Source organism: Turicibacter sanguinis (assembly GCF_013046825.1).
Lineage (GTDB): Bacteria > Bacillota_I > Bacilli_A > MOL361 > Turicibacteraceae > Turicibacter > Turicibacter sanguinis.
Genome location: NZ_CP053187.1, coordinates 919,596 through 939,513, shown reverse-complemented (window position 1 = coordinate 939,513; position 19,918 = coordinate 919,596). Strand labels below are relative to the sequence as shown.

Genomic DNA, 19,918 nt, shown 5'->3' with positions numbered 1-19,918 from the left:
TTAATTACTATTTGAGAAGATGTAGTATTTTGCTTTTTACCTTCATTACACTCGCTATCTAGGCCATGACGTCGGTTAATACTTATTGCACGTTATCTTAAAATCCGATATGATTCAACAAGAGGGGGAGATAATGATGAAAAAAGAGCAAGCATTATTAGTTATTTTAACACTGACCTGTTTTATAATAGGGTGTTCAACAACTGAAACAGAGGATGAGGTTACAATCAATGGAACACCCATTGAAGAGAAAACAACGATCGGAAAAATAACCATTCCACTAGGCCAGACATTTAAGTTAATCCATGACGAAAAAGAGGTGTTAGAAATTGCTGTGACCGATGTGACGTTAACGGATGCACGTAATGAGTTCAATGAGGCGGTGGATAATGTCGCAATTGTAACTATTGAGGCAATTAATATATCAGATGAAGTCGTGTTGTTAAATGAGTCCTATTTTCATTTTTATGATGAAACAGGGAAGAGGTTAGACTTATATCCCATGTCGGGTTATGATTTAGATCTCGAATTCTCAAGTTATGCAGCCATAGCACCTGGTCGTAGACGGACGATTAAAATAAATGTTGGAATTACAACAGGGGATATTTTGAAAATTGATGTGGCTCATAATACAGAGGATGAGCCTTTTGCGACAATTGATACCGAAACAGTTGTTGAGACCATTTTTGAATCATCGCTTGTGACGGCTTCATACTTAGATGAGCTTGAACTAGGGACACCATTTACTGTGTTAGCGCAATTTAGTGAGGAACCATTTGAAATTAACATTAAATCAATCGCGCTAACAGATGAGCGTAATGAGTATATGGAAAGTGAAATGCCTGATCGAGCGGTAGAGACAGTTGCAATTATTACGATTGAAGGTAAAAATATTGGAACAAAAAGAGAAGCTTTATGTGACTCAAACTTTTTAATTTATGATGAAACAGGTAACGGTGTAACTTTATATCCACTCATCACCACAAATAAATCAGTTGAGTGGGTTGAACCTGGTCAGACCGCATTAATTGATATTGTAATTGGTATTAAAACAGGATCAAATTTTGACATAGAAGTTAGAGATAAGGTTACAAATACTAAAACATTTGCAATTTATAAATATAGAAACTAAAGAGCTAAACAGGGACATTCGTTAAGAATGTCGCTTTTTTTAATTGAAATCAATTTTTTAATAGTTATTACTAAGCTTTATTATCCTTTAAAAGGAAAATATCCTAGTATGACTTTAACAATTTTATTAATAGAATTTATTAGTGCTATCTCACAGTTCAAGAAATTAGAAATGAGAACTTACTTCATAATTATTTCTAAGTTTACGGAACATAGTTTGATATATCAGCAAAGTGTCATTTGTCCGATATGAATACATGATGAGGTATCTGAGCTATTGCATGCTTAATCGTCTCGAACCTTAGTTTATATGGGGGTTCCACGTTTTGAATGTCCTATGAAATTTTTAACGTCAAACCTTAACATAGATTTGTCAAAAAAAACAAATGGTAAAATCATGCAAAACATAAGGAGATATAGTATAATAGGAGAAATACTAATTTGTTAGGTGACGATTTTAGGGGAAATAAATAATTTAAAATTAAGTTATTTTTTAAAGTCGGTAAACTAGCAAATATTCATAGTAAATTTTTCTTAATAAGGAGAGACATAAGATGAAATTTAATGATTTTAAGTATGAAAGACCAAATTATGAACAATTCAAAAATGAATTTGGTGCTTTAGTTTATAAGTTTGAGGCTGCAACGAATGCAGAGGAACAATTAGAAATTGTGAACAAAATTAATGCCATGCGTTCTCATATAGAAACAATGGCAACCTTATCTTCGATTCGCCATAGTATTGATACACGAGATGAGTTTTATGACTCTGAACAAACGTATTGGGATGAACAGGGTCCTCTTTATGAAGAAGCAACGTCTGCTTTTTATCATGCAATCGTTAAATCACCATTTCGTGCTGAACTTGAAGAGAAGTTAAGCAAACAATTCTTTACGATTGCAGAGTTTAATTTACGTTCATTCTCGCCTGAGATTATTGCGGATTTACAGGAAGAAAATAAATTATCTAGTCTTTATACAAAGTTATTAGCATCAGCTAAAATTCCATTTGATGGTGAAGAGCGTACGTTACCAGGAATGGGTAAATATTTATTAAGTGAAGATCGTCAGGTCCGTGAAGAGGCTTCAGTTGCTAAATACCATTTCTTTGAAGAGAATGAAGCTGAAATCGATCGTATTTATGATGAGTTAGTAAAAGTTCGTACACGTATTGCTAAAAAATTAGGATGTAATAATTTCGTTGAACTTGGATATACTCGTATGATGCGCAGTGATTATAATCCAGAGATGGTTAAAAACTTCCGTAAGCAAGTTTTAGATTATATTGTGCCAGTAGCAAGTTCTTTATATAAAAGACAGGAAGAGCGTTTGGGTTATGGGGAACTTCGTTATTTTGATGAAAAGTTCGAATTTAAAACAGGTAATGCGACACCTAAAGGAAGTCCAGAGTGGATTTTAGAAAATGGTGTGAAAATGTATCATGAACTTTCTCCACAAACAAAAGAATTCTTTGATTTCATGGTAGAAAGTGAGTTATTAGATCTAGTGAATAAACCGGGGAAAGCGGGTGGAGGATATTGTACTTATATTCCTGAATATAAAGCGCCATTTATCTTCTCTAACTTTAATGGAACAGCAGGGGATATTGATGTCTTAACGCATGAAGCGGGACATGCTTTCCAAGTTTATTCTTCACGCTGGATTGAAACACCTGAGTTAAACTTCCCAACGTATGAAAGTTGTGAGATTCATTCAATGAGTATGGAGTTCTTTACATGGCCTTGGATGGAATTATTCTTTAAAGAGGATACGGACAAATATAAATTTACTCACTTAGGATCAGCGATTAAATTTATTCCTTATGGAATTGTTGTGGATGCATTCCAACATTTCGTTTATGAAAATCCAGAAGCAACACCGGCAGAACGTAAAGCGGCTTGGCGTAATCTTGAAAAACAATACTTGCCACACAAAAACTATGAAGGATGTGACTTCCTAGAACGTGGTGGTTGGTGGTTCCAACAAGCACACATTTTCAATAGTCCATTTTATTATATCGACTACACATTAGCTCAAATCTGTGCCCTACAATTTTGGAAACGTATGCACGATAATCGTGAAGATGCATGGAATGACTACGTTCGTTTATGCGAGGTAGGTGGGACAAAATCGTTCCTCGGACTTGTATCATATGCAAATTTAAAATCACCATTTGAAGATGGATGCGTAAGCTCTATTATTTCAGACATTAAAGCGTGGCTAGATTCAGTTGAAGATCAAAAATTATAAAAAAAGAGTATTGCTTAAATAAAGAAAACGCGAAGGATTACCTTCGCGTTTTCTTTATTTCCTTACAGAGATGTAAGGTTAGAAGTGTATTTGTAAGTTGATTATTATGGTATTTTATCTATTATTTTATTAAAATAAGTCGTGTGAAATAAACTTAATTTCCTTAGAAAGTATTTTCTAAATGTTTAATTCATAGTATCATTAGGTAGGTTATATTTTACATTGAAATTTTAATAATTGAAAAGTTGAAACAGGAGGGTTAGTTGTGGGTTTTATTGAATACTTAAAAGTAATTTTCCTTGGATTTGTTGAGGGGATTACGGAATGGTTACCTGTTAGTAGTACAGGTCATATGATTTTAGTTGATGAATTTATTAAGTTAAATATGTCGGCTTCATTTATGGAGATGTTCTTTGTTGTCATTCAACTTGGGGCAATTTTGGCGGTTATCTTTATGTTTTGGAATAAGATCTTCCCATTTGAGTTTAAGGGTGGCTTTAAAATCAAACAAGATACGATGAATCTTTGGTTTAAGATTATTGTGGCATGTTTACCAGCAGCAGTTATTGGTTTAGCATTTGATGATTGGTTAGATGAACATTTTTATAATTATCAAACTGTTGCCTTAATGTTAATTATTTACGGGGTTTTATTTATTGTTATTGAGAATCGTAATAAAGGTCGTAAGCCAGTGGTAACGAATTTATCACAAATTACATACAAATTTGCTTTAATGGTTGGAGTTTTCCAATTACTTGCTTTAATTCCAGGAACATCTCGTTCAGGAGCAACGATTTTAGGAGCTATTTTAATTGGTGCTTCTCGTTATGTTGCATCAGAGTTTACGTTCTTCTTAGCTATTCCAGTTATGTTTGGAGCAAGTTTATTAAAACTTGTTAAATTCGGATTTGCTTTTACTAGTGCTGAATTAATTACGTTAGCTCTTGGATCATTTGTAGCATTTGTTGTTTCAATTTTTGCAATCAAGTTCTTAATGGGATATATTAAGAAACATGACTTCAAAGTATTTGGATGGTACCGCATTATCCTGGGTATTGTCGTTTTAGCCTATTTCTTCTTCTTTGGAGCATAAAAAAAATCTCTAAGACCTAAGGTCTTAGAGATTTTTTTTATTGAAGTAAGTTTTTCCACCAGTTTTGGGTTGATAACCATTTATTAAAAAGAATAAAAATTCCATATCCAATGATGCCTCCAAGTGTATTTAGAATTAAATCATCAATGTCTGATGAACGCCCAATAAAGTACTGGAAGCATTCAATGAAGAATGAGAAAGCAAAAGCAAAAAGTGTGGTATTAAAAAAAGAACGAAATTTTTTGAATACAATTGGTAGTAAAAATCCAAGGGGGATAAACATGATTATATTCGAAATGACCTGGCTCATTGTGAAGGTATCAAATAGCCAGCTAAATGGAATTAGGTTAAGGCGATGATAAGGTGGGTTAAAGTTTAATCCACTTCCGATTATGCTTATTAGGATAGTTGCAAATAGGATGATGAATATGATTCCTGCCAGTCCTAAATAGCTAAGTTGTCTAAGAATAGGGATTTGTTTTTTTCGTAGGATAAAGTAGAACGGTAAGTAGATAATACCAACGATAATCAGGAGGATGACTCCTAGGAATATATTATCTAAAATGTTTTGTAACATGAAAAGCACGCTCCTTATTTATAAAAAATCTGTACCATGCATTTAGTATAGCAAACAGAAATGAAGAAAACCGCAAGAAATTCTGAAGATTTAATGAATATTAAAAAACCCCCGACCAACGTACGGGGGTTTTCGCGTGCACAGAGCAAAAGAGGAGACTCCGAGTGGAATCTAGATATATTATTTGATAATTTGTCGATTTTATGCACTAAAGGGCCTATTTTAAAATTTGGCGGCGCGGTTACAAGTATTAATTGGGAGATTAAGTAAAGTAAAATAGGTTTTATTTTTGATAATTTTAGGCACAATAAGAATGATTTTTCGGAAGGAGTGATTTGATGGGTACAAATCTTCATGTACAGTTAACTTATGATGAGAAAGCAAAACGTTTTGATTGCCGTAATCGATTAGATGAGGTTATTGCAAGTTTATTAAATGGTGATGTTTTTACATTAGACCACTTAAATACAACGGTTTTAGGAACAGTTAAATTTTCACCAGAGTGTAAACCATATGGTTTTTATTTTGAATCAAATGATGGACAACTAAAGGTTGAATTAACTGATGGAATGAAGGGATATGTTGAGATTCAGGATCAAGATAAAGTAATGAAATAAAAAACTTAGATTTAAAAAGGAGTCTCTTAACTGATGGAAATTAAAAATTATATTTGTCCAAAATGTCAAAATCGCTCCTATGAAGTGGATGAGTTTGCTGCAACAGGTGGTGGGCTTTCCAAAATGTTTGATGTTCAGAACAAACGCTTTACAACGATTACATGTACTAAGTGTAAGTATACTGAGATGTATAAAGGAACAACGAGTGATTTAGAAAATATTTTTGATTTTTTACTTGGATAAAAAAGAATACCTTCATTCTGTATTCCTTTATATGTGAAAATAAGAAAAAACACCTAAATGAATTGAGATAAATTTGAGATTAATTTATACATTCATAGAGGTGCTTTTTTTGTAGGAAATATAAAATGTTTTTGTTGCAATAAGTGTGAAAAAGTGATAGTTTCGATTATATTCATGATGAGATTATATTATTGTAAATTAATTTAAAAAACAAAAAAGAACTGAAGGAAATCAGCTCTTTTTTTGTTTTTAAAGTGGTTAGTCATAAATATAAGAATCTAATATTGGAAAAATTAGCGGACGTATGTCAATTTGTTATTCTTTTGACTACAGTTCTATTTTATCTTAAAAAAAAATTAAATGTTAAAAGTGTTCGTGAGAGGTGAGAAAAAAGCACTTGAATGGTCATTTTTAAATTAAAGTATTCTGTTAATAAATATTTAATCTATATTTTTAATGGTTTCGATAGGATACGAATGCAGTTATCAATCTAATTTGAAATGTTATTTTTTTGTTTAAAAAATCTTATGTGGCTATTTAGGAGTAAATCAGTTAAAAATAAACATTTTATTAGATATATCTTGTAAAAAACAGAAAAAAGCACATAATTAGACAAAAAATATAGTGATGATAAAATAATATTATGTAGTTTGATTTATAGGATGTGATATTATGATTATTCAATTAGATGATTATTTTATTAGAGTTCTTCAAAAAAGCGGTTATGAGTTAGATTATAATAAATTAGTTAAAATAAATGAAAAAGCAATGAGTGAGAGAAAAAAATCACTAAATGAGTACAATGAATTAGTATTAAAAAAAATTACTTCAAAGCAGAAAAATCAAAATAGACAATAAATATTAGAGTTATCTAACATCTCGTGGAAAAGTTAAAGCTATTAAGAGTGTAGGAAGCACTAAAAACGTAAAATTAGATGTTTGGGATTTTAAAAAATAATAGAAAAAAGCACTAGATTTATCTAGTGCTTTTTTTGAGTTAAAAAATGGCGCTATTAGACGAAAATGTTGTTATTAACTATCTAGTCATTTAAAACAGATAAAATTCTTAAAAATGAAAGCCAATAACTTTTGATACCAAGCGGTTTATTTACCAATAAGATGACTTAAAACAGCCTAAAAAATAAAGAACTACGTTCAGGCATCGTAGGATATAAAATCAAAGCATAAACAGGATTTAATCCACCTTTGATCACTAACCCCTCTATAAAGTCTACTTCCTTCATTCTTTCATAAAACGAAAGGGTAAAGGAAACTTGAACTTTCACGTGCTTTTAACCATGTAATTTTTCGTTTACTAATTCAGTGACTGCTTGTTTGAGCTCATTGCTTGCTTCGATTGCATCTAATTGAGCTTGAATTTCACCATCTTCATCTTCGAAATAATTCAACTCATTACAGTTTTCTGCAATTTCACGAACTTTAGCTAAATCTTCATTGTATTTAGTTGATAATTCTTTTAACTCTTTATCAAAAGTTTTAATTTGTTCAATTGAAGTGAATGATAAAACCATGTCAATTGGCATAATTCCAGAACTTTTTGTTCCGTCAGGATATTTCATTGTGACACTTATTTCTTCTAAGTGACTATCTATCATAAAGCTATATAAATCTGTAAAACTATTAAATTTCTTATGTTTTGTTTTAATTTCCATGCTCAGAGCTCCTTTTTAGGAATTCATATTTTGAATTCGATACTGTTATTATATCCTACAAAGTACTTACTTTAAACAGATGATGAGTTGTTTTCATTAATAGAGTGCAGAGTATTAGGAGTGATATACACTTAAAATAATGAATTTCTGTGAAATGTACAATTGACTATTAAGTATAAAAGAGTAATAACTCAATCATAAAAAATCACGTACAAAGTACGTGGAGTGTAAGATAAAAGCATAAATCAGGCACAGGAATAGCTTGGTACAAGGGATGGAAATCTAGCTTTAGCTCACTGTCTCTTCAGAATAAATGTATAAGATTAACCAAAAAATTCCTTTTGAATTAGTTTGTTTTAAAAAATAGGGAGTGATAAGTGTCTCTAAAAACGAGACACTTATCACTCCCTTACATTTTTTGAACAGCTAAAGTATTAGCTTTAGCCTTTTATTTAATCCAGCTTCGATGAATAACTCCTCTATAAAGTTTTATCCACAATTGTACTTTCAAGAACTTCGGTGGCTAAGCACTTTTATTCGGAGTTATCTGTTCGTCTTAGCTTTTTATTTAATCTAGATTCGAGATGCAACACTCTGGTAAAGTTCGAGAGCCTCTTGTGTCTTACGACACGGCGGACTCTCCTTACTTTCTACGAGTGTTAAGCACATCTCTTAGCCTTTTATTATTCTTCGTCTGGTAATTCTACGTTGTGGTAAACTTGTTGTACATCGTCTAAGTCTTCTAGTACGTCGATTAATTTTTCGAATTTAGCTAATGCATCACCATCTAATTCTACTGTTGATGTTGGTAACATTGTTAATTCTGCAGCTTCGAATTCTGTGATTCCCATTCCATTTAATGCTGTTTGTACGGCATGGAATTGATCTTGGTCTGCGTATACTGTGATTTCTCCATCTTCTTCTTCAACGTCACGAACGTCTACGTCTGCTTCCATTAATCCTTCTAAAATTTCATCAGCTGAGTTTCCGTTGAATCCGAATAATGCTGTTGCTTCGAACATGAATGCTACGGCACCACTTACTCCGATTTTTCCACCGTTTTTGTTAAATGCAGAACGTACTTCAGCTACTGTACGGTTTACGTTGTCAGTTAATGTATCAACGATAACGGCAGCACCATTTGGTCCGTATCCTTCATAGCGGATGAAATCGTAATTTTCGTCTGATCCACCTTTTGCTTTGTTGATAGCGCGGTCGATGATTTCACGGTTAACCCCTGCAACTTTAGCACGGTCAATAACTGATGCTAAGTTACGGTTTAATTCTGGATCTGGATCTCCATTTTTAGCAGCCATGTAAATTTCTTTTCCGAAACGAGCTAAAACTTTTGAACGGGCAGCATCTTTAGCAGCTTTTCCGTATTTAATATTATTCCACTTACGACCCATTGGGTATCACTCCTGTTAATAAGATTTGATTCAAAGACTATTGTTGTTATTTACAATAGCAAAGTAACTATACATTTACTTATTATACTCCTGTAACTCCTAGTTTTTCAAGTTTTTCAGATAGTGTCGAAATCGACATTGTAAAAAATATCTGTTATTTATTGACTTTTATAGGTCAAAGAGCTATAATGCTATTAAATAATTAGACAATCATCTAATTAAAGAATTGAAAACATAATGGAGGAATAGTCTATGTTAATTGTGACAACAGATAGTATCTCAGGGAAAGAAATTATTGAGGTAAAAGGTTTAGTGCGTGGAAGTACGGTTCGTTCAAAAAATATTGGTAAAGATATCGGAGCCTCATTTAAAAATCTAGTTGGGGGGGAATTAACTGGATATAATGAGATGTTAACGGAGGCACGCCAAATTGCGATTGGACGTATGGTTGAAGATGCAGAAGCTCAAGGGGCAAATGCGATTGTTGGAATGCGTTTAATGTCATCATCAGTGATGGCAGGGGCGGCTGAAATGGTCGCTTATGGAACAGCGGTTGTGATTAAATAATGCTTAAATTTATTATTGGTTGGTATTTGCTTAATTTTTTAGTGTTTGGTATTTTTTTAATCTTTAAAATTACAGAACGTTTGAAAGAGAAGAAAATGGAGAGAGAACAATTAGAAAATTATAGAAAATATTAAATAAACAAGTTATAGTTAAAGAACACAGAACTTTTGGTGTTCTTTTTTTTTTTAATGAACTTTTTTTAAACTCGCGTGTCTTATTAGTGAAAGAAGGTGAGAGGGTTGGATGAGGAACAGCTTGTGAAACAGGCGATTTCAGGTGATCGGCACTGCTTAAATATATTGTTTGGGATGCATTATAAGACGGTTTATGGTTATCTCATTAAATTAACTGGGGATATTCAAATGTCGGAGGATTTAGTTCAGGAAACATTACTTAAAGCGACACTAAATATTGAAAAGTTTCGTGGAGAAAGTAAATTTTTGACTTACTTAATTCAAATTGCGACTAACTTATATCGAAACGAGGTAAGAAAGCAAAGTCGCATTGTTTACGATGACGAAATTATTCAATCGGTGTTTAGTGAAGGTGAGTGTGACGCGTTAATACAGGTTCAGTTTAAGGAAGCGATGAATGCCTTACAGGACATGAGTGAAGAACAGCGGATGAGTTTTATTTTAAGACATTATTATGGCTATAGTATTGAAGAGATTTCTAATTTATTTGGAGTTGCAACAGGAACGACAAAGTCGCGAATTTTTAATGCGATTCAAAAGATAAGAAAGAAGTTAGGAGGGTAGATGATGGATGTTTTAAAGGATGAGCAATTAGAGGCTCAAGGTTTGATAACTGAGATTGATACATTAAAGATTATTCGAGTTGCTAATGAGTTGAAGCTTCAAAGGCAAAGAAAACGTCTTAAGATCCTGATGATGATAGCGGGAGTTTTCTGTGTGCTTGCACAAATGTTGATTTTTAAATTTATAGGATTTAATCGAGAGTTTATAATGCTTGGTGGCATTTATGTGTTGTTTGCCTCGTTGATTTTGTTAATTGTTCGGTATAGAGAGGGTGGAAATATATGATTGTGATGAGTATTTTAATGTCAGTTGTTTTATTTGTAGTCGTTTGTTTTGGAATTGGTCAGGTCGCGTGGATTTATTTAGATGCAAAGGATCGAGGTGATCGTTTGGCAATTGTTTGGGCAATTTTTGCAATTTTTCCGATTGTATATCCGATATTACTTCCGTTGCCATTAATTATTTATTTGTTGATTAGTCGTAGTTTCTCATATCTTTGTCCGACTTGTAATGAGAAGGTGAATAAGGATTTTAGTACATGTCCTCATTGTGGTCAAGCGTTGAAAGAAAAATGTCCAAATTGTGGAAGAACAGTCGAGTCAGAGTGGCACTATTGTCCGAGTTGTTCGGCACATATTAAATAAGGGGGAGTTTAGGATGAAGATTATTTTAAAGCATAAGAAAACTTTTATTGTGATTGTCATTATTTCATTACTGATTAGTATTTTACCGCTAATTGGAATGGCTACATTTATGGGAGTGCGAAGCTCAAATGTCAATATTGCATATGAAAGTCCAGTTGTAGAAAATGTAAATCCGATAGATTATCAACCTTTTGATATCGTTGTACCGTCTGAGCAACTCCCATCACCTGTTTTTAATAGTAATAGGTTTGAAAAAACATTACTTCATCATTCATTTTCAGAGTCAACGACTGAACAAGTCTTTCTGTATCAGGCTTATTTAGAAGAAGGCATGACCGTAACGATTGATTATCGTACCAATATTAAACAAGGAATTTTAGATTTTGGGATGTTTGATGAAGCTGGAATGAAGGCAAGTTTTTCTGGAACAAAAGATAGTCCAAGTTTCCTTATTGATCATTCAGGAAATTACGTGATTGCCTATAACGCAAATGAAGTATTAGGTTCTTTTGATATAGAGATTAGAGTACAAGACGTGAAATAAAAATGAGGAAGCCGTGCTGTGGCTCCCTCATTTTTATTTTTCTTCTAATAATAAGTTAATTGTTTCTTGAACGCGTTTAACACATCCTTTACAAGCTAAACCTGCTTTTGTTTCGGTTTGAATTTCTTGTAATGTTGTTGATCCTGTTTCAATCTCTTCTTTAATATCTCCAACTGTAATATTGAAGCAATAACATAATTTTTTATTTAAATCCATGATTAGACTCTCCTTATTATTAAAAATCAAACTGTGTATAACTTTATTTTAATAGATGAAAGAGGATTAACCAACGAATTTACTTTTAAAGATTAGTTGTGTAGTTAATGTAATCAAATCCCCAATCACACAGATTTTCCATAACGTCAAGGAATTGTCGTCCGATATCGGTGAGGGAGTATTCAACTCTTAGTGGAGTTTCGTTGTATACTGTTCGTTTAATAATTAGGTCGGCTTCAAGTTCTTTAAGTTGTGAAGATAGGTAACTATGGGTGATGTTGGGTTTGAGGTTGATGGGAGAATGAGATGTGTAAAAGCTAGAAGAGTTATCTTACTATAGTTTTTTTACGGTAAGCAGTTGGTGAAGTATTCATGAAGCGTTTAAAGATTTTTGTATAGTAACTTGGACTATCGAATCCGACTTTGTTACAGATTTCGGTAATGGTTGCATCCGTTTGAAGCAATAGGCCTGCTGAAACTGAAATACGGTATTTTAAAAGATATTGCATTGGGGACATTTGGACGTGTTTTTGAAAACATCGTTGACACTCTCTTATACTGATGTTGGCGCTAGCAGCAATTTGTCCTACTTCGACTCCTTTGGAGTAGTTTTCGTGAATAAAGTTTAGCATTTTTTTCAGACGCTTCATTTCTTGGTTTTCGATTTGAGGTTGTTGGAGTGCTTCTTGATGGTGTTTGACAAGAAGATAAAAAAGGTGTGAGAGTTGATTTCTTATAAATAGCTCGTAACCAAACTTCTCCGATTCGTAGGCTTCATAAGCGGTAAGAATACAATCGATTGCAATTCGTTGCCACTTGATATGAGGATAAAGTGGGATACTTGGTAGAGCGTTGCAATTTGCTAAAGGTTGAATATATCTTTGTTTAAAGATGTTTTCATTTGTGTCACAGATTAATTCTTTGTGGAATACGAGTGAATTCAATAAACAAGGTTGATCATTAAAGACATAGACTGAGTGTAAAACATTGGAGTTAATAAATAGTCCTTCACCTGTTTGAAGTAAGTAATCAGTTCCGCTGACGCTAATTTTAATTGGACCTTTCTTAATGACAATGACTTCGAATTCATCGTGCCAGTGCCAGGGAATATCACCTGTTACATTACTTATGATATCTGAAAAATAGGCCCCGCAAGGAAATAACGGTGTCCCGCGAACTTCGAGTTCGCGATTTTTTTTATCAAGATTTAGGTCGTATATTTGAATAGGCATGGAATAATTCCCCTTTGTCGCTTTTGTTATAGGATTGGTCTTTACTGTTATTGTTTGGAAATCACAGTGTCGCTATCATTATAGTATAACGTGAATTAAAAAGTGAGGGGATTTTATGGATAATGTAAATATAGCTTTAATGCTAAAGGGAATTAAAGACAGTGAGGCTTTCTTTGAACTCGTTGACCGTTGCCAGGCACCAGTTAAAATTCAGGTTCCTGGTGGAGATTTGCATGATTTGCGTGGCAATGTCTTACTCCAAAATTATTTAACATGGGAATCACCAATCAGCGCTATTGAATGTGTGGAGGTGTTTTGTCATACTGAAGCAGATCTTGCTTCTATTTTGGAGTTTATCGAAGAATATCAATTATTTTAAATGATAATCTGAAGAGACGTTTCCTGAATAAAGGGAATTTCTCTTTTTTCATTTAGGATGTGACATAAGGCAGTGATTTTCACCATATAATTTAGTAGATAGGAGGGGATTTGTATGTTAATTGTCACAACAGATACGATTGTCGGAAAAGAGATTATTGAAGTAAAGGGATTAGTAAAGGGGAGCACTGTCCGTTCTAAACATATTGGAAAAGATATTGGAGCGGGATTAAAAACTATTGTTGGAGGAGAATTAAAAGGGTACAACGAGATGTTAATTGAAGCGCGTCAAATTGCATTCGGTCGCATGGCTGATGAAGCTGAAAGTCTAGGCGCTAATGCAATTGTTGGTGTCCGTTTAATGTCATCAGCTGTGATGGCAGGGGCTGCAGAAATGGTGGCTTATGGAACAGCAGTGGTGGTGAAATAAAAATGGAAATTCTCGTATGTGTGGTGCTTGGATTTTACTTAGTTTGTATCATTGGGGTGGTAGGATTACTAGCTTATAAAATAGTGGAGCGTCGACGAGAAATAAAAAAAGAGAAAGAAGAATTTAAAAATTATAAGGATTATTAGAAGGGGGGAGGGAGTAGTGGAGAATTACTCTTATATTGAGACTAGAAAAGTTTTTAGTCGTCTTGGATTTGCCCTAACTTTTAGTATTTTATCTGTGAATGTTGTTCAACTCATTGTAGCGGGATTTATGTCAGCTGTTGATCCAAACTTATTAATGACAGATTGGGCTAATTTTTTCTTAATCGCAGTCAGTTTTTACTTAATTGGATTTCCATTAGCTTATTGTATGATGAAAAAAATACCGACAGCTGTTTCGCAAGAAAAGAAACGATTAACACTACGGCAACTCGTTGAATATGGATTAATTTCTTATGCTGTGATGATTCTTTTGAATTTTTTAACGACCTTCTTGCTGAGCTTTATAGAATTGTTTAAGACAGAATCCATTGTAAATCCCGTTCAACAGGTGATTTTAACTGGAAGTCCGTGGCTTAGCTTGTTATGTATTGTCGTTTTATCGCCAATTATTGAAGAACTTTTATTTCGGAAAATACTACTTGATCGGGTACGTATTTATGGAGATAAAGTGGCTATTATCTTTACTGCGATTGCATTCGGTTTTTACCATGGAAACTTATCACAACTATTTTATGCCGTTGGACTCGGTATCATTTTGGCCTACATCGTTTTAAAAACAAATCAACTTAAATATTCAATAGGAATTCATATGTTTGTCAACGCCATGGGTTCACTCATCTTACCCATGTTAATCGGAGATGGAAGCGACTTGTTAAGGGCTCAGATAGCTAGCGTTATTGTTGTTATTTTGATTACGTTTGGAACGATATTAATCATCAAAAATCGTAAAAAAGTTGAGCTTGTGCAAGGAGATTTAACGATTCCAGAAAGTAAGTTAATGCAACTTGTATGGCTTAATCATGGAGTTTTCGCTTACCTACTATTTAGTATCGCATTGATTATTATGGTTACTGTTGTAACTTAAAAAGAACTAACTCGCTTGAGTTAGTTCTTTTTCTATTTTTTGTAAGAATTCATCAGATGGGCGTAAGAAAGTTGATGATGAATTTTCTGATTCAAAATGAATGATTTCAACATTTTGAATCAGTGTAAATAATATATCAGCACTATAATTTAAATCATCGTTTGTAAGTTTAGTATTAGAATAATTGACTGTTAATTCATAAGGCTCTGATGCGGTTTGCAGACTAAATGTATAATCTTGAAGATTTACAGGTAATAAACTTAGAATATTTCCAACCGCTGAGTTATCCCCAATATAAGAATTTTTATAATTTAATAAGCTATCAGACTTTCCACACCCCACTAGAGTTAATAAACAAATGAATAAAATCATTCGTTTCATATTGATCACTTTCCTTTCTTAGTGATTACTGCGCAAAAAAACAGCATTAATCCCTCATATCATTATGATAACATGCATAAGGTCCTTATTTGAAAACTTTTATCGAATTTCCTAGTAGTTGAGGGATGATCTTACTTTTTAAGAGAGCTCTCTTCTAGTGGACGAGTATCATAAATGTTGCCGTAGGAGACCTGCATTAAATGAAAGGATGGAATTTTCAAAGTAGGTGAAACTCTTTCGTAAGGATTAATACGTGGGGTTAAAGAGGAAAATGGCGTCAAAATTCGGATAAAGAGCTTGAGGAGCAGGAAGAATATTTCTTTAAACGTTAAAAGGGATGGAGATTTCTCCACCTCTTTTAGTGTGCTTGTAGTTTTTGAATTAATTCATCTGTCACATTATTACCTTCAAGTTGATAAGCAAGTAAGACAGCCCCAAGACAAGGTTCTAGAAGCGGTGCTTGAATCTTGCAATCTAAGTTTTGTAATTCGTTAGCGAGTGGTACTAAGATAGTATCGCCTGATTTGAAAACTCCACCTGAATATGAGACGGCAAATGAATCCGTTAAATTCAATTGTTTAGCTAATGTTTTGATGTGTAAGGCAAGTTCATGTGCCGCTTGGTGGAATAGATTTTGACAGGCGATGCATCCGCTTTGGGCGGCTTTTGCCCCAATTGCTGAGAATTTTGCAATGTCAGGCCTTGAAAGTTTAAGTCGATTAAAGACGATATCCACAATTTCGTATAAATAGGTAATGTCATAAGCTTCTTCAATGATATCGACTAAACATGTCTTTTCATGGCGCCCGTCTTTTTGTTTCGTATACTCATTAATGACACGAAGTCCAATCCAGTGTGCACTTCCATCATCTCCGATATTTGGACCAAAACCTCCACACCGAAGAGAGAGGCCTTCCTTATTTCGACCATTTGCGATACTACCGGTTCCCGCTACAATGTTGATTCCAGGCTGACACCCGCATCCTGCTGCCCATCCCACAACGCCATCATTATCCACTTGATAGGGAATCTCTTGCATTACTTCTGCTAAGATATCATCAATGACTTCTTTATCTGCTTGACTTTCTCCATAACCTGGAACCCCAATAAAGACAAAGTTTAAATCTGTTGGTTGGATATCAATTTTGCTACAAGCTAGTTTAATATGAGATTCAAGACGATTTCTTAGTTCATCCGCCCCAATTTGATGAATATGTATCGTCTCACTTTCAAAATCCACTAAGACATCCATCTCTTGATTGGCAATCACATATCTTGTTTTTGTTCCACCACCATCAATCCCCATGTAATACATCAGTTACCCCTCCTATAAATCGTTTACAGAACTAGTATAAGAGAGAATGAATTTTTACTATATAGTTTTTCTTTTGATGAATATAGGATATTTTGTGATTATCCACAATTAAAAAAATCCAAAGATAGAAGATCATTTATCTCCTCTCTTTGGATAGTGGTAAGGATTTATGGAGGCAATCGTCATTAGTAAGTTAAAACCATCACATGCTCATGACCAAAGATTTGGCCATTAAATTCAAAACCAAAATTTTTATAAAGGTTAATTGCAACTTCACCGTCACGGTGAGCTCCAACGAAAATATTATGATGAGTCTTATCTTCTTTAATTCGTTCTATGACCTGCTCTAATGCTTGTGTTCCATATCCCATATTTTGATATTTTTCATCAATCATGAAACGATAAATCCAATACTCATTATCATCCACATCAAGACAATACATCACAAATCCGACCATGATATCATGATGATAAATGGCAAGTGGGATGCATTCTGGTTGCACTTTAGACTGAGCGATGGAAATCGCATTTGAAGTAACGAAATCTTCTTGATCTTTAGAAACTGTTAATTCAATGCAATCCCAAAAATTATCTTTTGTTATCTCCTTCAATGTAATCATAAATATTCCCCCATAAAACGTAATCAGTTGTTAATTCATTATATGGCAGTATTAAAAATTTTATACAGTGAAGCGAATTAAGGCAAAATCTCTAAAAATATGATGGTTAAATGAACTATAAAAATCAATAAAATCCTATAAATAGTTCATTGATAGAAACAGGGGAGGAGAGTATGATAAGGGGGAAACTTGAACTTATAAAAATGTGGGGGATAATCATGGATAATGAATTGAAAATTGTAACATTTAATTTAAGAATTACAGTAGATGATGGACTTAATGTATGGGAAAATCGTGTTTCTCATGTGGTCCATAAAATTAAAAGTGAAGCTCCGGATCTGATTGGATTTCAAGAGTTAACTGAAATTAGTTTGAGGGATTTAAAACGACAGTTAACGGATTATGTTTTTGTTGGATGCGGTCGAGATGAGCAGATGAGTGGGGAAATGGTGATGATTGCTTACAATAAAAATAAACTTGATTTAATGAGTTTAGATATTTTTTGGTTTTCTGATACTCCCTATAAGCCAGGGAGTAAAAAAGAGATGATGACATTGGCAAGACCTTGCAATGTAGCCGTGTTTAAAAATCAACTCACAAATCAGATTTTCCGTGTATATAACACGCATTATGATCACATGCAATCAAGCATAAGAGTACAAAGTAGTGAGCAACTATTAAATGATTTACACTTACGTGAACAAAATATCTCGCTGCCAACCCTAATCATGGGAGATATGAACTCTGAACCACAAGACGAAGAAATTAAAGCTATCGTCAATAATGAGATAATCGAATTGAATGATTTGACTGATAAATTAGATTATACCTTCCATGACTATGGAAAAATAAAGATTAAAATTGACTATATCTTTGCGACTAAAAGTGTAAATGCCTCTAAAGCTGTTGCTTGGGCAGACTGTTTTGATGGTGTTTATTTGTCAGACCATTATCCAGTGATGGTGAGGGTAACATTTAAATAAAGATAATTTTAAGGGGGGGCTATAATGAAATAGCCCCTTTTAACGTCTAGAAATTAATGTTGAGAAGAAAAAAATCCCATGTACATTTTGTACATGGGATTTGGAAGATTAAGTGTAACACTTAGTTTTTTATGCTAATGCTAAATATTCATCGTATGTTGTTTGTTTGTCAACGATTGTTCCGTCTTCTTTGATGTCGATGATGCGGTTAGCGATTGTTTGAATAAATTGGTGGTCATGTGATGCGAATAAGACGTTGCTTGAGAAGTCTTTTAATCCATTATTAACCGCTGTGATTGATTCAAGGTCTAAGTGGTTTGTAGGTTGATCAAGCATTAATAAGTTAGCATTTGTTAACATCATGCGTGATAACATACAGCGTACTTTTTCTCCCCCTGATAATACTGAAGCTTTTTTAAGGGCTTCTTCACCAGAGAATAACATACGTCCTAAGAATCCGCGAACATAGCTTTCTGTTTGGTCATCAGAATATTGACGTAGCCAGTCAACTAATGATAAGTCAGATCCATTAAAGAATTCTGAGTTGTCTTTAGGGAAATAAGCTGTTTTGATTGTCACACCAAATTTGAATTTTCCACTGTCTGGTTCCATTTCACCGTTTAAGATTTTGAATAATGTTGTAACGGCAATTTCATCACCGATAAATGCAATTTTGTCATCTTTATTAACCATGAAGCTTACGTTATCTAAAACTTTAACTCCATCGATTGTTTTTGTTAATCCTTCAACGAATAAAATGTCATTCCCAACTTCACGTTCTGGTTTGAATCCAACGTATGGATAACGACGACTTGATGGTTCAAGGTCATCTAATGTAATCTTATCTAATAATTTTTTACGAGATGTCGCTTGTTTAGATTTAGAAGCATTAGCAGAGAAACGTGCAATGAATTCTTGTAATTCTTTGATTTGTTCTTCTTTTTTCTTATTTTGTTCTTTAGCCATACGATTTAATAATTGGCTTGATTCATACCAGAAATCATAGTTACCAACGAATAATTTGATTTTCCCAAAGTCAACGTCACAAATATGAGTACACACTTTATTTAAGAAGTGACGGTCATGGGATACAACGATAACTGTTCCCTCGAAGTTGATTAAGAATTCTTCTAACCAGTTAATTGATTGAATATCTAAGTGGTTGGTAGGCTCATCGAGTACTAAGATTCCAGGGTTTCCGAATAATGCTTGAGCTAATAATACTTTGACTTTTTCAGCCCCTGTTAATTCTTTCATTAATTTATCATGTAATTCTGTTGGAACACCTAAACCTTGTAATAAAGAGGCAGCATCTGATTCTGCTTCCCACCCGTTTAAGTCAGCAAATTCACCTTCAAGTTCAGCTGCTAAAATTCCATCTTCTTCAGAGAAATCTTCTTTCATATATAACGCATTTTTTTGTTGAGTAATTTCAAATAGGCGTTCATTACCACGAATTACTGTTTCTAAAACTGGTAATTCATCGTATTGATAATGATCCTGTTTTAAAACTGACATACGAATATCTTTTGGGTAACTTACATGACCTGTATTAGGTTCGATTTCACCCGCTAAAATTTTTAAAAACGTAGATTTTCCAGCTCCGTTTGCACCGATTACTCCGTAGCAATTTCCTGGAGTGAATTTTAAGTTAACTTCTTCAAATAATTTTTTATCACCATATCGTAAACCAACGTTTGATACTGTAAGCATGCTAAAACACCTCCGTGTAATTTATCTTGAAACATTATATCACATTTTTGATAGAT

The 19,918-nt window shown here is 33.5% G+C and carries 26 protein-coding genes; 16 read left to right on the top strand and 10 right to left on the bottom strand.

The features are described 5' to 3' along the window. Window positions 1-136: 136 nt before the first annotated feature. The 3 genes from HLK68_RS04625 (at window position 137) to HLK68_RS04615 (ending at window position 4,473) form a co-directional block, all read left to right on the top strand. Window positions 137-1,132: a hypothetical protein gene (locus HLK68_RS04625; RefSeq protein ID WP_229098556.1), complete on the top strand. Its 996-nt coding sequence runs from the start codon at window positions 137-139 to the stop codon at window positions 1,130-1,132. Between the two features lie 553 nt (window positions 1,133-1,685). Next, entirely contained in the window at window positions 1,686-3,380 is a 1,695-nt protein-coding gene (locus HLK68_RS04620) for a M3 family oligoendopeptidase (RefSeq protein WP_132942745.1), read from the top strand. Window positions 3,381-3,645: 265 nt separating this feature from the next. Continuing rightward, window positions 3,646-4,473 carry an undecaprenyl-diphosphate phosphatase gene (locus HLK68_RS04615; protein WP_009607430.1) on the top strand — a complete coding sequence of 276 codons (828 nt, stop codon included), beginning with the start codon at window positions 3,646-3,648 and terminating at the stop codon, window positions 4,471-4,473. 37 nt (window positions 4,474-4,510) lie between these two features. Here the strand turns inward: HLK68_RS04615 and HLK68_RS04610 are convergent, their stop codons facing one another. After that, on the bottom strand, window positions 4,511-5,050 hold the full coding sequence (locus tag HLK68_RS04610) for a VanZ family protein (protein WP_006784730.1): 540 nt from the start codon (window positions 5,048-5,050) through the stop codon (window positions 4,511-4,513). A gap of 338 nt (window positions 5,051-5,388) precedes the next feature. On the opposite strand from HLK68_RS04610, the gene HLK68_RS04605 reads away from it, so the two are divergent. The 3 genes from HLK68_RS04605 to HLK68_RS04595 all read left to right on the top strand — a co-directional run bounded on the left by HLK68_RS04605 (window position 5,389) and on the right by HLK68_RS04595 (window position 6,768). Then, complete coding sequence (locus tag HLK68_RS04605; protein ID WP_006784731.1) at window positions 5,389-5,667, top strand: hypothetical protein; 279 nt, start codon at window positions 5,389-5,391, stop codon at window positions 5,665-5,667. Between the two features lie 33 nt (window positions 5,668-5,700). Next, entirely contained in the window at window positions 5,701-5,910 is a 210-nt protein-coding gene (locus HLK68_RS04600) for a zinc ribbon domain-containing protein (protein WP_006784732.1), read from the top strand. Between the two features lie 672 nt (window positions 5,911-6,582). Beyond that, window positions 6,583-6,768 (top strand): hypothetical protein, encoded by a 186-nt coding sequence (locus HLK68_RS04595; protein ID WP_040763972.1) that lies wholly within the window; start codon window positions 6,583-6,585, stop codon window positions 6,766-6,768. Between the two features lie 434 nt (window positions 6,769-7,202). Here the strand turns inward: HLK68_RS04595 and HLK68_RS04590 are convergent, their stop codons facing one another. Together HLK68_RS04590 and HLK68_RS04585 are read right to left on the bottom strand one after the other, a co-directional pair. Next, window positions 7,203-7,583, bottom strand: coding sequence for a hypothetical protein (locus HLK68_RS04590; RefSeq protein ID WP_006784733.1), 381 nt, complete (start codon window positions 7,581-7,583; stop codon window positions 7,203-7,205). A 683-nt stretch (window positions 7,584-8,266) separates the two neighbouring features. Continuing rightward, complete coding sequence (locus HLK68_RS04585) at window positions 8,267-8,992, bottom strand: YebC/PmpR family DNA-binding transcriptional regulator (protein ID WP_006784734.1); 726 nt, start codon at window positions 8,990-8,992, stop codon at window positions 8,267-8,269. Window positions 8,993-9,244: 252 nt separating this feature from the next. Between HLK68_RS04585 and HLK68_RS04580 the strand changes: the two genes are divergently transcribed. The 5 genes from HLK68_RS04580 (at window position 9,245) to HLK68_RS04560 (ending at window position 11,505) form a co-directional block, all read left to right on the top strand. Then, window positions 9,245-9,559, top strand: a complete 315-nt coding sequence (locus HLK68_RS04580) for a heavy metal-binding domain-containing protein (RefSeq protein ID WP_006784735.1) — start codon at window positions 9,245-9,247, stop codon at window positions 9,557-9,559. Between the two features lie 239 nt (window positions 9,560-9,798). Then, entirely contained in the window at window positions 9,799-10,317 is a 519-nt protein-coding gene (locus tag HLK68_RS04575; protein WP_006784736.1) for a sigma-70 family RNA polymerase sigma factor, read from the top strand. A gap of 3 nt (window positions 10,318-10,320) precedes the next feature. Next, a complete protein-coding gene (locus HLK68_RS04570; protein ID WP_229040198.1) occupies window positions 10,321-10,602 on the top strand; it encodes a hypothetical protein in 282 nt (93 codons plus the stop codon). After that, a complete protein-coding gene (locus tag HLK68_RS04565; RefSeq protein ID WP_006784738.1) occupies window positions 10,599-10,961 on the top strand; it encodes a zinc ribbon domain-containing protein in 363 nt (120 codons plus the stop codon). The genes HLK68_RS04570 and HLK68_RS04565 overlap by 4 nt, the downstream gene beginning before the upstream one ends. 13 nt (window positions 10,962-10,974) lie before the next feature. Then, window positions 10,975-11,505 carry a hypothetical protein gene (locus HLK68_RS04560; protein ID WP_006784739.1) on the top strand — a complete coding sequence of 177 codons (531 nt, stop codon included), beginning with the start codon at window positions 10,975-10,977 and terminating at the stop codon, window positions 11,503-11,505. 33 nt (window positions 11,506-11,538) lie between these two features. On the opposite strand, the gene HLK68_RS04555 is transcribed toward HLK68_RS04560, so the two are convergent. From HLK68_RS04555 to HLK68_RS04545, 3 genes are all read right to left on the bottom strand, one after another. Next, window positions 11,539-11,721 carry a (2Fe-2S)-binding protein gene (locus HLK68_RS04555; RefSeq protein WP_006784740.1) on the bottom strand — a complete coding sequence of 61 codons (183 nt, stop codon included), beginning with the start codon at window positions 11,719-11,721 and terminating at the stop codon, window positions 11,539-11,541. 85 nt (window positions 11,722-11,806) lie between these two features. Continuing rightward, window positions 11,807-11,998, bottom strand: a complete 192-nt coding sequence (locus HLK68_RS14795; protein ID WP_353888891.1) for a winged helix-turn-helix transcriptional regulator — start codon at window positions 11,996-11,998, stop codon at window positions 11,807-11,809. Window positions 11,999-12,047: 49 nt separating this feature from the next. Further along, the gene (locus HLK68_RS04545) at window positions 12,048-12,953 is read right to left on the bottom strand and encodes an AraC family transcriptional regulator (RefSeq protein ID WP_006784741.1); all 906 of its coding nucleotides are present in this window, start codon (window positions 12,951-12,953) and stop codon (window positions 12,048-12,050) included. A gap of 115 nt (window positions 12,954-13,068) precedes the next feature. On the opposite strand from HLK68_RS04545, the gene HLK68_RS04540 reads away from it, so the two are divergent. From HLK68_RS04540 to HLK68_RS04525, 4 genes are all read left to right on the top strand, one after another. Then, window positions 13,069-13,332 carry a hypothetical protein gene (locus HLK68_RS04540; RefSeq protein ID WP_006784742.1) on the top strand — a complete coding sequence of 88 codons (264 nt, stop codon included), beginning with the start codon at window positions 13,069-13,071 and terminating at the stop codon, window positions 13,330-13,332. Between the two features lie 114 nt (window positions 13,333-13,446). Beyond that, on the top strand, window positions 13,447-13,761 hold the full coding sequence (locus tag HLK68_RS04535) for a YbjQ family protein (RefSeq protein WP_006784743.1): 315 nt from the start codon (window positions 13,447-13,449) through the stop codon (window positions 13,759-13,761). A gap of 2 nt (window positions 13,762-13,763) precedes the next feature. Next, window positions 13,764-13,907 (top strand): hypothetical protein, encoded by a 144-nt coding sequence (locus HLK68_RS04530; protein WP_009606408.1) that lies wholly within the window; start codon window positions 13,764-13,766, stop codon window positions 13,905-13,907. 16 nt (window positions 13,908-13,923) lie between these two features. Next, window positions 13,924-14,850 (top strand): CPBP family intramembrane glutamic endopeptidase, encoded by a 927-nt coding sequence (locus HLK68_RS04525; protein WP_006784744.1) that lies wholly within the window; start codon window positions 13,924-13,926, stop codon window positions 14,848-14,850. 6 nt (window positions 14,851-14,856) lie between these two features. Here the strand turns inward: HLK68_RS04525 and HLK68_RS04520 are convergent, their stop codons facing one another. The 3 genes from HLK68_RS04520 to HLK68_RS04510 all read right to left on the bottom strand — a co-directional run bounded on the left by HLK68_RS04520 (window position 14,857) and on the right by HLK68_RS04510 (window position 17,166). Beyond that, window positions 14,857-15,231 carry a DUF4825 domain-containing protein gene (locus tag HLK68_RS04520; RefSeq protein ID WP_006784745.1) on the bottom strand — a complete coding sequence of 125 codons (375 nt, stop codon included), beginning with the start codon at window positions 15,229-15,231 and terminating at the stop codon, window positions 14,857-14,859. Between the two features lie 358 nt (window positions 15,232-15,589). After that, window positions 15,590-16,546 (bottom strand): N-acetylglucosamine kinase, encoded by a 957-nt coding sequence (locus tag HLK68_RS04515; RefSeq protein WP_006784746.1) that lies wholly within the window; start codon window positions 16,544-16,546, stop codon window positions 15,590-15,592. Window positions 16,547-16,731: 185 nt separating this feature from the next. Beyond that, window positions 16,732-17,166, bottom strand: a complete 435-nt coding sequence (locus tag HLK68_RS04510; RefSeq protein WP_006784747.1) for a GNAT family N-acetyltransferase — start codon at window positions 17,164-17,166, stop codon at window positions 16,732-16,734. Window positions 17,167-17,384: 218 nt separating this feature from the next. Between HLK68_RS04510 and HLK68_RS04505 the strand changes: the two genes are divergently transcribed. After that, on the top strand, window positions 17,385-18,149 hold the full coding sequence (locus HLK68_RS04505; protein ID WP_009606401.1) for an endonuclease/exonuclease/phosphatase family protein: 765 nt from the start codon (window positions 17,385-17,387) through the stop codon (window positions 18,147-18,149). 129 nt (window positions 18,150-18,278) lie between these two features. Here HLK68_RS04505 and HLK68_RS04500 read toward each other — a convergent pair whose 3' ends face one another. Next, window positions 18,279-19,862: an ABC-F family ATP-binding cassette domain-containing protein gene (locus HLK68_RS04500; protein WP_006784749.1), complete on the bottom strand. Its 1,584-nt coding sequence runs from the start codon at window positions 19,860-19,862 to the stop codon at window positions 18,279-18,281. Between the last annotated feature and the right edge of the window lie 56 nt (window positions 19,863-19,918).